The sequence below is a fragment of the Corynebacterium sp. MSK006 genome (assembly GCF_030232385.1).
Lineage (GTDB): Bacteria > Actinomycetota > Actinomycetes > Mycobacteriales > Mycobacteriaceae > Corynebacterium > Corynebacterium frankenforstense_A.
In genome coordinates this window covers 13478-27338 of the sequence record NZ_JASPJZ010000004.1, presented here as the reverse complement: position 1 = coordinate 27338, position 13861 = coordinate 13478, and the positions used below count along the sequence as shown (strand labels likewise).

Sequence of the window (13861 nt, the reverse complement as noted above, 5' to 3'; positions counted from 1 at the left end):
CCCGATGTCTCGGGTCCCGGCTCCCGCGTGCCGATCCCCTTCGGCAACGCCCACACCGCCGAGCCGCTCACCGAGATCTGGTCCTTCCCGGACGGTACCGAGGGGGACGCCGCCAGCGCGATCTTCACCGAGGTCTCCACCGCGATCACCGATTCCCCGCGGATCGAGCTCAAGCCCGGCCTCGCGCCCGCCGAAAGGAACATCGGGCATCCCCACGTCTTTCCCCCGGGCTCACGGGTGCTCGTCGACTCGGTGTTTGTCGTGGACACCACCGACGGCGCCGTGCGCATGTTCTTCGCCACCCGGGACAACGCGCGGGAGTTCCGGATCGACGAGACCCAGGTCCAGGACCTCCCGCTCGACAATTCGGCGAACCCCTACGGCCTGGACGCCTCCCGCTGGGCCTGAGCGTGGCGGCGCCGCGCCCCGGGGTCTGCCCTCCGAGGCCCGGCGCGCGGCCGACCGGGCCCCGCGCTCCGGGCCTTACCCCTGGTAGCTCGCCGCGTTCGCGGTCAGCCGCACGGTCTTGCCCACCACCGACGGGTCGGCCGGCGAGCCGTCGTCGGGGGTCTGCGTGGTGATGGTCAGCCCGTCCGCCCCAGCGGTGACCCGGTAGAAGCCGTAGGCCACCAGGGTCTCGCCCGGCTGCAGCTCGACGGTGCGCGCGTAGCCCCCGCCGCCCTGGCCGTCGTGGACGTCCACGCCGCCGCCGGTGAAGGAGAACGTCGCCTGATTACGCGCGGTGCCGGACTCGTCCGGCCACACCGCCGCATCCGCGGTGCACACCCCGCTAGCCTCGGAGGCCGAGAGACTGCAGGTCACCGTGTGGCCTGCCAGATTGACGACGATCGCGTCGCGCGCCGAGGCCGTCTCCGGCACCGTGAGCGTGCGCTCCCCGGTGCCACCCGCCTGCGACGCGCCCGCCGGGCCGGTCCCGGCGCCCCCGGAGCCGGTGCACACGCCGGACTCGCCCGCGCCGTGCCCTGCGCCGTGCGCGGAGTCGGAGCCCGGCGCCGCGGTGCCCGTGGCACCCGGCGCGCAGTCCTGCGCGCCGCCGGTCGGCCGCGGCGCAGCCGCGGCCTCCCCCGCCGACGTCGTCGGGTGCGCCGAGGTGTCGGACGGGACGTCGGAAATCGAGGGCGACGGGTGCACACTGGCCTCCTCGGCCTGGGGGGCGGGCGTGGGCTCGCCGGAGGGCGAGGAGCACGCGGTGAGTGCCGCGACGGCGAGCAGCGCGGCGGTGGCGAGGGCGGGGCGGGCGTTCATGGCACCAGCGTAACGCCGCGGCGGGCGGTACAAACGGGACCATGAGTATCTTGAACGAACCGTTATCGCTGGGATCACTCGAGATCCCGAACCGGATCATCATGGCGCCGCTGACACGCAGCCGCGCCGTGGACCAGGTGCCCACCGCGCTGATGGCCGAGTACTACCGGCAGCGCGCCGGCGCCGGGCTGATCATCTCCGAGGCCACGGCCGTCACCCCGATGGGGGTGGGCTACCGGGACACCCCCGGCATCTGGAGCGACGAGCAGGCCGAGGCCTGGGAGCCGGTGGTGCGCGCCGTGCACGACGCCGGCGGGCGCATCGCGCTGCAGCTCTGGCACGTGGGGCGCATCTCGCACCCGGACCTGCTGGGCGGGATGACCCCGGTCGCGCCCTCGGCGGTGCTGCCGGCCGGGCGGGTGCGCAGGCTGCGGCCGATGCGCGGATACGTCACCCCGCGGGAAATGACGCTCGACGAGATCAACGCGACCGTCGCCGACTACGGCGCGGCCACCGCGCGGGCGCGCGCGATCGGCTTCGACGGCGTGGAGATCCACGCGGCCAACGGCTACCTGATCGACCAGTTCCTGCAGGACTCCACCAACCGGCGCACGGACGCCTACGGCGGGCCGATGTCGAACCGCGAGCGCTTCCTGCTCGAGGTCGTCGGCGCGTGCTCGGACGCCTGGGAGCCGGGGCGCGTCGGCGTGCACCTCGCGCCGCGTGCCGACGAGCACGACATGGGTGACAGCGACCTCGCCGGACTGTTCACGCACGTGGCGGGCTCGCTGGCCGGGAAGGTCGGCTACCTGTGCGTGCGCGAGCACGAGGCGGAGGATTCGGTGGTCGGGGCGATCAAGGAGGCCTTCGGCGTGCCGGTGATCGGCAATGAGCGGATGAGCGCGGCGGACGCCCAGCGCCTGATCGAGGCCGACACGGTGGACGCGGTGGCCTTCGGCAAGGCGTACATCGCGAACCCGGACCTGGCCGAGCGGGTGCTCGCCGCCGACGCGCGCGGCGGGGTCGGGGCCGGGGCGGCCGACGCCTCGGGCGACGGCTGGCCGCGCCGCGTCGGGTCGGTGGAGCTCAACGAGCTGGTCACCGACACGATCTACCCGCCCTACGAGAACCCGCACGCGCACCTCGAGCGCGGCTACACCGACTACCCGGCGGCGCAGCTGTAGGTGGGCGACCCCTAGGGGTAAGACCGGGATGCTCCCCGATGCATTCGTCGGCGGAAATTGGTTCACTGGGAAGTGAACCGGAAAAGGAAGCCGCAACCGGCGGATTCGCCCCCGGTCGGAGCCAGAGGAGGCCCACCATGTCCAACTCCCGTCTGCACCGCTCGCCCGTCGACCGCTGGATCGGAGGTGTGTGCGGCGGCATCGCCGAGACCTACGGCTGGGACCCGGTCATCGTGCGGCTGGCTGTCGCCGCCCTCGGACTGGCGATGGGCTGGCCGATCCTGTTCTACATCGTCGCCTGGGTCGTCATTCCGCAGGCCTAGGCGCACCCCGGCGGGGCCGGGCCGGTGTGGCCCGACCCCACGGGCCGCTAGGCGCTCTGCCAGCTCTCCAGTGACTCCGGATCCGGCCACCGCGACTTCGACACCTTCACCGGAGGATCCGTCTCCTCGACCGGCCCGCCGAGGGTTGCCGAGTAACCGATGGAGTTGCTGCCCACCGTCAGCCCGGGGCCGTGGGTGCTCAGGACGTACGGGCCGAACCTGATCACGGACTCGTCCGGCAGCTCCTCGCCGCCGTCGGACAGGCTGCCGTCCGCGGCGTAGGTGCGCGCCCCGCCGCCGAGACCGAGGGCCACCTCGAAGCGGTTCGCCGGTTCGCCCTCCGGGGTGTCGTTCTGCGGCCCGGACAGCAGATCCTTCGCCGTCCAGTTCTTGCCGTCGGGTGCGTCACATGCCACGGTCACCCGCCCACCCAGCCGGCAGTTCAGGTAGGCCTCCCCGTCCTCGCCGACGGGCACACGCACACCGTACGTCCCGCGGCCGTCCCAGTCGATCCGGTAGTCATAGGCGGCATTGCGGGCGTTGCCCAGGTAACCGATGCGCGCCTCACCGGGCGTGACCTGACGATCGAAGTCGATGCGCGGGTAAGCGTCGTCCCCGTCCCATGCGCTCTCGACCAGCTTGTCGCCCTCGAGCCGGTAGTCGACCGTCGTCGTCGGGGCGTCCGAGCTGGTTCCTCCCTTGACACCGACGCTCACCGCGTCCGCGCCCTCGCGGGTGACATCCATGACCTTGGAGCCGGTGAGCGGGGCGGGGTCGGTGACCAGGTCGGGACCGTGGAAGAAGACCACGGTCTCAATCGGCTCGAGCCGGTCGCTCTCCAGGTGCACGGTCACCCAGCTCAGCGGCGCGCAGGGGTCGAACTGGTTGCTGAGGATCTCCGCCGAGAGACCGCGGCGAGGCCGATCGACCCACAGCCTGCCCGACTGCAGCCAGTACCCGAGCTCGGTCTCCATCAGGTCGAGGTTGTACTCCTCGCACTGCTCGCCACCGCCGGCACCCAGGTCGACGACCTTGCGGTCCTCGATGCCCTGGTCGGCCCCGTTCAGGCCGATGCTCGAGGGGCGTTCGTCCTCGGGCAGCTGAAAGACCCACAGGATCCTCAGCATCAGACCGTTGCAGTCGTTGCCGTCGTCTCCGTCGACCCGCTCAATCACGAGCGCGTTCAGTCCCGACATCGGCCGATAACCGCTGGCGGCGACGGTGGACAGGTCCGCGTGGATGGCCAGCTGCACGCCGGGCTCCACCGACTGCCCCTCGCCCAGGCACACCGATGCGGGGATGACGCCGAAGCTGCCGCCGTCCTCGGCCTCCATCTTCTCGGTCGGCGGGGTGTCACCCTCGCTTGCCGACGTCGCGTCTGCCCCACCGTGGGCGCCGGAGTCACCGTCGTCGTCGCGGTCCCGCGGGTCGTCCGAGCTGCCTGAGTCGCTGTCCCGGTCCTTGTCGGAGTCGCTCGAGCTTCCCGAGCCACCGTCGCCGCGCGTGGCCGTCGTGCCGTCGGCGAGGGTCGGACGCGGCCCATGGGCCGACGCACCCGAGTCGGATCCGGAGTCCGATCCACGGTCGGAACCGGACTTCGAGTCGGAATCTCCGTGCGACCCCGAATCGGAGTCTGAGTCAGAGTCCGAGTCGCGCTCAGGGCTGCGGTCCGAGAGCGTGGTCACGGCCGCGCGGTCCACGAGGTCCGGGATGTCGTAGTCCGCCGGATCGAAGCTGCGGCGCTGGTCGACGTCGTCGACGCGCACCTCGAGATCGCCGACCGAGACGAAGTCTCCGATGGTGGGCATGTTCGGGTTCGGGGCGGCCAGGATCTCAGGTTCCTTCGGGGCGGACGAGCAGCCCACCACGATGAGCAGGGCGCTCACCGCGGCGAGGACCGCCGCCGGGAACCTGCGGCTGCGAGTAGTGTCCATGCCCTAAACACTAACGGGCACGCGCGACATCCTCCCAGCCTCCGGGGAGCATTCTCCGCGCGGACGGCCATCTCTCAGTCGTGGCGTATGGACGCTTTCCGGAAGCGGAGCATTCTCCGCGCGGACGGCCATCTCACTTTCCGCGGACGCTAAACTCCCAGACAGAAAGCCAGCCGTCTCACCCCCAGGAGCCCCATGCGCGTCCACCGGATCCGCCGCCGCGTGACCGCGGCCGTCGTGCTCTCCCTGACCGGCCTGCTCGTGGGGTGCGGGAGCGGCGGTCTCGCAGGTCTCGGCGGGTCCGGTGACGCGGTGTCCTCCGCCCCGCTGACCACCGTCGCGAGCCCGGGCGACGCCGGCATCGGCGACGAGGTCTCCTTCGACGACGTCGCGGTCACCGTCACCGACGCCTACTTCGCCGGCGAGATCCAGCTGGGCGAGCCGTCCCAGTCCGGTTCCTCGCCCGCCTCGACCGCGATGGCCCCGGGCGGCCAGCGGTTCCTGATCCTGAACATCAAGCAGGTCAACCGGGGCAGCCAGCCTCTCACCCTCCTCGGCGCCGGGGCGCTGGACGTCAAGGTCACCGACGTGGCGGGCTCCCCGCACGCCTCGCTCGGCGAGCCCGAGCGCATCACCGGCAACCCGACCGACGGCGCCGCCGTCAACCCCGGTGAGCAGGGCAACGTCGCCCTGGCGTTCCTGCTCTCGGAGAACACGGAGGCTGAGAAGGTCAGCTTCGCTCCGGCCGGCGGCGGTCCGGCCCGCGCCAGCGTCTCCCTCGGCGGGAAGGCCTAGGGCGGGCCCTGCCCTGCCGCTCCCCTGCGCGCGCTCGCGGAATCCACCCCTGCCCAGGCTCCGATACGATGGAGCACAGGTGCCGCCAAGCTTGCGCCGGAGGGGTGCCCCCCTCCCCGGGCCCGGGACCGTCCCCGTCCGCCGACCTGAAGGACCCACAGTGAAACGCCTGCTTCTCGCGCTCGCCGCCGTCGCCTCCCTGACGCTCGCGGGATGTGGCGGGGGCGGTGATTCCGATGCGCCGGCCGACACCGAGACCACGTCGAGCACCCAGGCCGAGCACACCGTCGGTCAGATGGTGGAGGCCGAGGGCGTCGCGCTCCGCGTCGACGCGGTGACCGAGACCGACACGATCGAGCTCCTCAGCGATCACTCCACCGCCGACCCGAACGTCACCGAGAAGGTCCGCGAGGGCGGCAAGTACGTCGTGGTCGACACGACCGTGCGCAACGACGGCACCCAGGACATGGACCTGACCTGTTCCTTGGGAGTACAGGCGAAGCTGGTCACCGAGCCGCAGGCCGAATACGGGCCTGAACACGAGTTGCACCGCGTGCCCGGCAACCCGGGATGTAGCGATTACCTCGGTGCAGGCTTCGACACGACCATGACCTGGATTTTCGTCGTACCGAAGGACCGGAAGGTCACGGCGCTCGGCTTCGCGAACCCCGAGTACTCCTTCGACGACCTGACCTACATCTCCATCGACCGCATCGACTCCGAGCGCCCCAAGGGCAAGGGCCCGCACCCGACGACGGGTGCCGACGCCGCGGAGTCCGACGCAGGTGCGGAAGGTTCCGCGTCCACCTCCACTCCGACCGCGGAGGAGAACAGCGGGGACGCCGGCGGCTCCGACAGCGCGACAGGCGCGGCCGCCGGCGGGGCGCCCGCGTACGGAGTCGGTTGCTCAGCCTCGCAGGTGGGCATGCCCGCGCGCGACGGCGCCGGCGAACCGCTGGTCTGCACCTTCATGGGCGGTTCGAAGTACACGTGGGTCTACGGACCTGAGCCGCAGGGTGTCGGAACGGCCGAGGTCGGCGGCGAGTGCGTCGACGGCGAGCACGGCGGCCAGGACGCCGCGGGCCACGTCCTTCTCTGCATCGGCGGCGAGTGGGTCGCGGGGCCGTAGCCCGGCCGCGAACCGAGTCATGGCCCACCGGTGGGCAGCTACCACCGGCGGTCCCCGTCCTAAGATGTCAGATTGTGCGACGTCTAGGTCGCACATTCTGACGCCCCGATTTTCGGCGAAGCTCTGACCTGCGGGTTTTCGCGTAACGGTCGTGTGACCGTCAGAGTGTGCGACGCTGTGGTCGCACACTCTGACAGCGCTCCACCGACAAGACCCCGGGAGCGCGGCAAACGGGGCCGAAACCGCCCCGAAACCCCTGTCCCGACCCGGAAAGCCCTGGTCCGGCACTCCCGGCGCCGCCGAAACCGCCCCGGTCCCCCGCCCCCTACCGGAACGGCACCTCACCCATCGTGCGGCGCAGCTTGCGGGTGTGCAGCTTGGTCGGGTCCTTGGCCAGCCGCTCCATCGCGCGCACCGCGCACATCACGTGCGCCTCCTTCGAGGAGGTGTAGAAGGCCTGCGCCTGGGCGGGCAGCTTCGGCACCGCGTGCAGCGGCAGGTCGGAGACCGAGAGCAGCGTGCCGTAGGGCACCCGGAAGCGGTAGCCGTTGGCCGCGAGCGTGCAGGACTCCATGTCCACGGCCACGGCGGTCGAGCCGCGCAGCCACTCCCACAGGTCGCGCGGGGTGTGCCACTCCCAGTTGCGGTCCCCGGTGGAGAGCACCGTGCCGGTACGCATCAGCGAGCGGTCGCCGCCGTAGATGTCGTTGACGGAGGCCTCGAGGGCACGCTGCACCTCGGGCACCGCGGGTATCGGCACGTCGCGGGCGATCCGGGAGTCCAGGATGGAGTCCTCGCGCTGGTAGGCGTTGCCCAGGATGAGGTCGCCGATGCGCATGCGCCCGTCGAGGCCCGCGCAGTGGCCGATCATGATCCACGCCTCGGGGCGCAGCACCGCCAGCGAGTCCGTGATGGTCTTCGCGTTGGAGGGCCCGACGCCGATGTTGATCATGGTCAGCCCGTCGCCGGCCTCGGTGACCAGGTCGTAGCGGGGCATCTGGTGGCTCGAGGCCAGGTCCAGCTCGTCGAGTTCGGCGCCGTGGCCGGCCTCGAGCACCTCGCCGTTGGGCAGCAGCAGGCGGGTGTAGCGGGAGTCCGGGTCGTCGATCTCTCGCAGCCCGAAGCGCACGAACTCCGAGGTGTGCATCGCGTAGTTGGTGAACAGGATGTACTTCTGCACGCTGTCGACGTCGATGCCGGTGTAGTGCTCGATACGCGCGCAGGCCAGGTCGAAGCGCTGCGGTCCGAACTGGAAGAGCGGCTTCTCCTCGCCGTGGAAGGCGTCCCAGTGGCCGTCGACGATGGCGTCGTGGACGTCGTCGAGCGTGGGCCGCGGCACGGCGTCGCCGAGGTCCCCTGCTCGGCGCGCCTCGTCGATGTTGCCGACGCCGCGGATGTACTCCGGCGGGATGCGCGTCTGGCTGGGCCCGACCTGGATGCGGCAGGGGTAGTTGCCGGTCAGGGCCTCGAGCTGCTCGAGCAGGTAGCCGCGCAGCAGCTGCGGCCGGGCGAACTCGGCGACGTAGCGGCCGGCGGCGTTGACGTATCCGAAGGGCTCGGAGCGGTCGATGGGCCGCCACTCGAGCACGTTGACGGCGAGCTTGGGGTAGACCACCTCGTTCCACGAGACGTAATCGCCGCTCGCCAGGATCTCCCGGGCGCGCGCCGTCGCCGTCTCGTACAGCTCGACCAGCTTGTCGACGGCCGCGCGTGCCCCGTCGACCTCGACCAACTCACCGTGGGCTCCAGTCATGCCCCCGAGCGTACCGGCGTGCGCCCCGCCCGTCCGGGCGCGGAAAGCGAATCCCGGCACGCGCGCGGCCGGGCGCCTCTATCCTCGTGGCCATGGCTGAGGACCTGCGCACCGAACTCGTCCGCCTGCTGCGGCGTGCCTGGCGCAACCTGCCCGTGGAGAAGCTGCCCGGCACGCCGCACTCGATGAAGATCCCCGACGAACTGGCCCGACGCATCGCCGACGACCACCCCGACGCCACCCTGGACCGCGGGGCCAGCGGCGTGCCGCTGCTGTCCCGCCTGCGCCCCAACGGTCGCTTCGAGGACGACTGGCGCGCCCGGCCCACGAAGAAACGGCCCTGGCCGGTGGTGCTGGTGCACGGCACCGGGGCGACCAAGGGCGACTGGGAGGAGCTCGGCGCGGACCTGCGCGCGGACGGCTGGGCCGTCTTCGCCCCGGACCTCATCGGGCGCGCGACCAGCCCGCTGGCCGAGACCGCCGGTCACCTCGGCGCCTACATCGACGCGGTCCTACAGGTCACCGGCTCGCAAAAGGTCGTCGTCGTGGGCCACTCGCAGGGCGGGCTGCTGGCCCGCTGGTGGCTGCGCTTCGGCGGCGGCGCCGGCAAGATCCGCCACCTGGTCTGCCTGGCGACGCCGAACCACGGCACGACGATGGGCGGGATCGTCAGTTCGGCCGTGCGCGGCCCGGTGGCCGCGGGCCTCATGCGCGAGCTGGTGACCAGCTGGTTCGGTCCGGCCGGCTTCGACCAGATCCGCGGCGACGCGGGCAGCGGAGTCGTCGAGGCGGTCAACGCCGGCGACGAGCTGGTCGAGGGCGTGACCTACACGTGCCTGGCCACCCGCTTCGACACCCTGATCCAGCCGCCGAACTCGGTGTTCCTGCGCGACCCGGGCGACGACACGGTGCGCAACCTGTGGGTCGACTCGCTCGACGAGACCGCGGTGATCACCCACGACCAGATGACCCGCGCCCGCCCGGCGCGCCAGCTGGTGCGCGCCGACCTGGACCGGCTCTGCCGCGTGGGCGACCCCTGGACCATCTGCGACTCCGGTGCGCGCGACTCCCGTGCGCGCGACTCCCGCACCGGTAAACCGCGGGCCTGACAAGCGGGGCAGCCTGCGCGGACGTCCACTTTCCCGAGGTACAGGACACAACAGGACCAAGACCACAGAGGTAAGACGACGCGGCGTCGTCAAGCAACCCACGCAGGCGCGCGACCTGCACAGATGCGCACCACGCACGCACCCGTCACGACACTCGAAGCCCGCATCCAGCCGGCTTACACCGCGGCCTAAGTTGCCTCTGCCCCTGGTGAAGGGCGGATAATAAGCCGCGATGACTTCCACACCCCAAGACCCCAGACAGCCCGGGTCCGGCGATCCGGCGGCTGACGCCTCGCACGCAGACGCCGCCGCGGACCCGCACGCCCACGACGCCGCGTACACCGGGACCCACACGGCCGGCGTGCACGGCGCGGGCGCCGCCACCACCGAGTCCGCCACCGCCACCGACGCCGACTCCGGCTTCCACGGCAGCGACGTGACCTCCCTGACCGCCACGGTGAAGAAGAGCCGCAAGTTCCTCGGCCAGCCGTGGGGTCTGGCCAACCTCTTCGGCATCGAGATGTGGGAGCGCTTCAGCTTCTACGGCATGCAGGGCCTGCTGACCTTCTACCTGTACTACTCGGCCTCCGAGGGCGGCCTCGGCATGTCCGAGGCGGAGGCGGTCTCCCTGGTCGGCGCGTACGGCGGCTTCGTCTACGTCTGCTCGCTGGTCGCCTCGTTCGTCTCCGACCGCCTGCTCGGCGCGGAGCGCACGCTGTTCTACTCGGCGATCCTGGTCATGTGCGGTCACATCGCCCTGGCCCTGATCCCCTCCTTCGCCGGCCTGGCCATCGGCCTGGTGTGCATCGGTGTCGGCTCCGGCGGCGTCAAGACCGCCTCGCAGGTCGTGCTCGGCGACCTCTACGCACGTGAGGACCCGCGCCGCGACGCCGGCTTCTCCATCTTCTACATGGCCGTCAACATCGGCGCGTTCTTTGGCCCGCTGCTCACCGGCTGGGTCTGGGGCATGCAGGGCTTCCACTGGGGCTTCGGCCTGGCCGCCATCGGCATGGCCGCCGGCCTGACCCAGTACATCCTGATGCGCAAGACCACCATCGGCGCCGCCGGCTCCGAGGTGCCCAACCCGCTGCCGCGCAAGCAGTACATGCCGTGGGCCGTGGGCACCGTCGTCGTCATCGTCGCGGTGAGCCTGGCCATCGGCACGGGCCTGATCAAGGTCCAGTGGCTCTCGACGATCATGGCCGTCATCGCCTTCGTCGCCGCGGCCGTGCTGCTCGTCGAGATGTGCATGTCCCCGCTGACCACCGCCGTCGAGCGCTCGCGCCTGATCGGTTACATCCCGCTGCTGATCGGCGGCGTGCTCTTCTTCGCCATCTTCCAGTCGCAGTTCACCGTGCTGGCCGTCTACTCCGACCAGCGCCTGGACCGCAGCCTCTTCGGCTTCGAGATCACCCCGAGCCAGGTGCAGGCCTTCAACCCGCTGTTCATCATCATCTTCGCGGGCGTCTTCGCCGCGCTGTGGACCAAGCTGGGCGACCGGCAGTGGTCCTCGCCGGTCAAGTTCGGCGTGGCCAACCTGATCATCGGTGTCTCGCTGGTCTTCTTCCTGCCGTACTCGTCCGCCGGCGAGAACGGCACCCCGCTGCTGGTCATCGTGTGGATCCTCTTCCTGTTCACCATGGGCGAGCTGCTGCTGTCCCCGGTGGGCAACGCGCTGGCGACCAAGGTCGCCCCGCAGGCGTTCAAGTCGCGCCTCTTCGCCGTGTGGCTGATGGCCGTGGCCATGGGCACCTCGCTGTCGGGCGTGCTGGGTCAGTTCTACGACCCGACCGACCCGTCCGCGGAGCGCGCGTTCTTCATCACGGTCGCCATCGCCGCGATCGTGCTCGGCGTCATCCTCCTCGCGCTGCGCCCGTGGGTGCTGCGCAAGTTCGTCGACGTGCGCTGACACGCTTCAATTGCCGACGCCCCGCACATCACCGGTGTGCGGGGCGTCTCGGCGTCTGCGGGGCCGGGTGGCGGTTTCCCCGGGCGGGGCTGTGTTCGGGGCCGGGCGGCGGTTTCCCCGGGCGGGGCGGACCCCCGCCCTAGGCGGAGATGAAGCGGTTGACGAAGCGGGCCGTACGGTCCGGGCTGACCGAGCGCGCCCAGTACATCGCCTTGTCCAGCAGCGAGACGCCGTAGTGGATCTTGCCGCGCTGCCAGCGGTTGGCCGGGTGGGTGGCGTCCCAGATGACCTCGGCGATCTGCTCCGGGGTGATGTGCACGCCGAGGCGGCGCACCGAGGTCGCGTCGTTGTCGCTGAGCTTGGTCTTGGCCCACAGCGGCCAGATGTCGATCACGCGGATGCCGTCGGGCTCCCACTCCAGGCCGAGGGCCTCGGTCAGCCCGCCGACGTAGGACTTCGTCGCCGAGTAGACGGCGATGTCCGGCTGGCCGTAGATCGCCGAGGCGGAGGCCATGTTCACCAGCTGCGAGCCCTCGGTGGCCGCCAGGTAGCGGTGCGCGGCCCGCGCGCCGAGCGTGACGCCCAGGGCGTTGACCTGGATCTGGGCGGCGACCTTGGTCGCCGGCAGTGAGGCGAGCGCGCCGGCGGCAATTACCCCGGCGTTGTTGTCGAGCACGTCGAGCGTGCCGCCGGTGTGGGCGGTGAAGTCGGCGAGGGCGGCGTCCCAGCTCTCGACGTCGGAGGCGTCGAGGTGGCCGGCGACCAGGTTCGGGTGGGAGTAGGAGACGGGGGCGATGTCGTAGGCGCCGACGGTCCAGCCCTCGGTGAGGAAACGGTGGGCGACCGCACGACCGATTCCCTCGGCGGCCCCAGAAATGAAGATGGATGACATATAGTCAACGATATGACAGTCATCACAGTTGTGTCCCCGAGTTCCGGCGCGGAACTCGGCGAGGTCACCGCGCACACCGCCGAAGACACCCGTCACGCCTTCGACCGCGCCCGGCCCGCACAGCGGCGCTGGCAGGCGACCCCCGTCAAGGAGCGCCGCAAGGTACTGCTGAAACTGCACGACCTGGTCCTCGAACGCCGCGACGAGATCCTGGACCTGATCCAGGACGAGACCGGCAAGAACCGCACCAGCGCGTTCGAGGAGGTCATGGACGTCGCCATCACCACGCGCCACTGCGGTTACGCCGCCGGGCGGCTGCTGCGCCCGAAGCGGGCGAAGACCTCGCTGCCGGGGCTGACGCGCACCCGCGTCGAGCACGACCCGGTGGGCGTGGTGGGCATGATCTCCCCGTGGAACTACCCGTTCTCCCTGACCGCCGGCGACGCGATCGCCGCGCTGGCCATGGGCAACGCCGTGGTGCTCAAGCCGGACTCCCAGACGCCCTACACCGGCCTGCTCGTCGCCGACCTGCTGCGCGAGGCGGGACTGCCGGAGAACGTCTTCCAGGCGGTCACCGGCTCCGGCTCGGTGGTCGGCCAGGAGATCGTCGCCCAGTGCGACTACCTGATGTTCACCGGCTCGACGGCCACCGGCCGGATGCTGGGCAAACAGGCCGGCGAGCGGCTGATCGGCTACTCGGCGGAGCTCGGCGGCAAGAACCCGATGATCGTCGCCGACGACGCCGACCTCGAGCGCACGGTGCCGGGCGCGCGGGCGGCGTGCTTCTCCAACTCGGGCCAGCTGTGCATCTCGATCGAGCGGCTCTACGTCCACCGCGGCATCGCCGACGAGTTCATCCCCGCCTTCGTCGACTCGGTGGCCGGCATGCGCATCGGCGGCGGCCACGACTGGGAGACGGACATGGGCTCGCTGATCTCCGAGGAGCACTGCGAGCACGTCGCCGCGATGGTCGACGACGCGGTGGCCAAGGGCGCACGCGTGCTCACCGGCGGACGCCGCCTGACGGACCTGGGCCCGGCCTTCTACGCGCCGACGCTGCTGGCCGACGTGCCCGAGGACGCCGAGCTCTTCCGCGAGGAGACCTTCGGCCCGGTGGTGGCCATCGAGGTCGTCGAGTCGCTCGACGAGGCCGTGCTCAAGGCCAACGACACCCGCTACGGGCTCAACGCCAGCGTGTGGGCTAACCCCGTGACCGGCTCGAAGCTGGCCTCGCGGCTGCACACGGGCACCGTCAACGTCAACGAGGGCTTCGCCGCCGCGTGGTCCTCGGTGGGCGCGCCGATGGGCGGTTGGAAGCAGTCCGGCGTGGGCCGCCGCCACGGCGACGGCGGCATGCTCAAGTACACCGAGGCGCGCACGGTGGCCGTCCAGCACCTGATGTCGATCTCGGGCAACACCGTGGTGGACCCGGACGTCCTCGCCAAGACGGTGACGGCGGCGCTGAAGTTCGGCAAGCGGATCCTGCGGTAGGCGCGGCCGCGGCTCGCCGGGCGCGAATCGCCGCTGCCGCCGCCCTTCGGCCCGCGGTCTCCGCGAGGCCGCGGAA

At 71.2% G+C, this 13861-nt stretch carries 12 protein-coding genes; 8 read left to right on the top strand and 4 right to left on the bottom strand.

The annotated features are described in order from the left end of the window. The first annotated feature begins 27 nt into the window (after positions 1-27). A complete protein-coding gene (locus QQA02_RS03645) occupies positions 28-408 on the top strand; it encodes a hypothetical protein (protein ID WP_284773795.1) in 381 nt (126 codons plus the stop codon). A 75-nt stretch (positions 409-483) separates the two neighbouring features. Here QQA02_RS03645 and QQA02_RS03640 read toward each other — a convergent pair whose 3' ends face one another. Further along, positions 484-1266, bottom strand: coding sequence for a hypothetical protein (locus QQA02_RS03640; protein ID WP_284773794.1), 783 nt, complete (start codon positions 1264-1266; stop codon positions 484-486). Positions 1267-1307: 41 nt separating this feature from the next. Here QQA02_RS03640 and QQA02_RS03635 point away from each other — a divergent pair, with 41 nt between their 5' ends. Then, a complete protein-coding gene (locus QQA02_RS03635; RefSeq protein WP_284863338.1) occupies positions 1308-2450 on the top strand; it encodes an alkene reductase in 1143 nt (380 codons plus the stop codon). A gap of 137 nt (positions 2451-2587) precedes the next feature. Beyond that, complete coding sequence (locus QQA02_RS03630) at positions 2588-2773, top strand: PspC domain-containing protein (RefSeq protein ID WP_284773792.1); 186 nt, start codon at positions 2588-2590, stop codon at positions 2771-2773. A 47-nt stretch (positions 2774-2820) separates the two neighbouring features. On the opposite strand, the gene QQA02_RS03625 is transcribed toward QQA02_RS03630, so the two are convergent. Beyond that, positions 2821-4707: an LppP/LprE family lipoprotein gene (locus tag QQA02_RS03625; RefSeq protein WP_284773791.1), complete on the bottom strand. Its 1887-nt coding sequence runs from the start codon at positions 4705-4707 to the stop codon at positions 2821-2823. Between the two features lie 195 nt (positions 4708-4902). On the opposite strand from QQA02_RS03625, the gene QQA02_RS03620 reads away from it, so the two are divergent. Next, on the top strand, positions 4903-5502 hold the full coding sequence (locus tag QQA02_RS03620; protein ID WP_284773790.1) for a DUF4352 domain-containing protein: 600 nt from the start codon (positions 4903-4905) through the stop codon (positions 5500-5502). A gap of 160 nt (positions 5503-5662) precedes the next feature. Continuing rightward, positions 5663-6631 (top strand): hypothetical protein, encoded by a 969-nt coding sequence (locus QQA02_RS03615; RefSeq protein ID WP_284773789.1) that lies wholly within the window; start codon positions 5663-5665, stop codon positions 6629-6631. Between the two features lie 325 nt (positions 6632-6956). Here QQA02_RS03615 and amn read toward each other — a convergent pair whose 3' ends face one another. Further along, the gene (gene amn, locus QQA02_RS03610) at positions 6957-8384 is read right to left on the bottom strand and encodes an AMP nucleosidase (RefSeq protein WP_284773788.1); all 1428 of its coding nucleotides are present in this window, start codon (positions 8382-8384) and stop codon (positions 6957-6959) included. Between the two features lie 92 nt (positions 8385-8476). On the opposite strand from amn, the gene QQA02_RS03605 reads away from it, so the two are divergent. Together QQA02_RS03605 and QQA02_RS03600 are read left to right on the top strand one after the other, a co-directional pair. After that, positions 8477-9493 carry an esterase/lipase family protein gene (locus QQA02_RS03605; protein ID WP_284863337.1) on the top strand — a complete coding sequence of 339 codons (1017 nt, stop codon included), beginning with the start codon at positions 8477-8479 and terminating at the stop codon, positions 9491-9493. A gap of 232 nt (positions 9494-9725) precedes the next feature. Continuing rightward, positions 9726-11402: a peptide MFS transporter gene (locus QQA02_RS03600; RefSeq protein ID WP_284863335.1), complete on the top strand. Its 1677-nt coding sequence runs from the start codon at positions 9726-9728 to the stop codon at positions 11400-11402. Between the two features lie 139 nt (positions 11403-11541). Here the strand turns inward: QQA02_RS03600 and QQA02_RS03595 are convergent, their stop codons facing one another. Continuing rightward, positions 11542-12294: an SDR family oxidoreductase gene (locus tag QQA02_RS03595; protein WP_284863334.1), complete on the bottom strand. Its 753-nt coding sequence runs from the start codon at positions 12292-12294 to the stop codon at positions 11542-11544. A 30-nt stretch (positions 12295-12324) separates the two neighbouring features. On the opposite strand from QQA02_RS03595, the gene QQA02_RS03590 reads away from it, so the two are divergent. Beyond that, on the top strand, positions 12325-13785 hold the full coding sequence (locus QQA02_RS03590; RefSeq protein WP_350309451.1) for a succinic semialdehyde dehydrogenase: 1461 nt from the start codon (positions 12325-12327) through the stop codon (positions 13783-13785). Positions 13786-13861 lie beyond the last annotated feature (76 nt).

What these genes read in the sequence shown, in the direction of transcription:
- QQA02_RS03640 (WP_284773794.1), bottom strand. Translation starts at nt 1,266, where the DNA reads ATGAACGCCCGCCCCGCCCTCGCCACCGCCGCGCTGCTCGCCGTCGCG.
- QQA02_RS03625 (WP_284773791.1), bottom strand. Translation starts at nt 4,707, where the DNA reads ATGGACACTACTCGCAGCCGCAGGTTCCCGGCGGCGGTCCTCGCCGCG.
- QQA02_RS03605 (WP_284863337.1), top strand. Translation starts at nt 8,477, where the DNA reads ATGGCTGAGGACCTGCGCACCGAACTCGTCCGCCTGCTGCGGCGTGCC.
- QQA02_RS03635 (WP_284863338.1), top strand. Translation starts at nt 1,308, where the DNA reads ATGAGTATCTTGAACGAACCGTTATCGCTGGGATCACTCGAGATCCCG.
- QQA02_RS03600 (WP_284863335.1), top strand. Translation starts at nt 9,726, where the DNA reads ATGACTTCCACACCCCAAGACCCCAGACAGCCCGGGTCCGGCGATCCG.
- QQA02_RS03620 (WP_284773790.1), top strand. Translation starts at nt 4,903, where the DNA reads ATGCGCGTCCACCGGATCCGCCGCCGCGTGACCGCGGCCGTCGTGCTC.
- amn (WP_284773788.1), bottom strand. Translation starts at nt 8,384, where the DNA reads ATGACTGGAGCCCACGGTGAGTTGGTCGAGGTCGACGGGGCACGCGCG.
- QQA02_RS03595 (WP_284863334.1), bottom strand. Translation starts at nt 12,294, where the DNA reads ATGTCATCCATCTTCATTTCTGGGGCCGCCGAGGGAATCGGTCGTGCG.
- QQA02_RS03630 (WP_284773792.1), top strand. Translation starts at nt 2,588, where the DNA reads ATGTCCAACTCCCGTCTGCACCGCTCGCCCGTCGACCGCTGGATCGGA.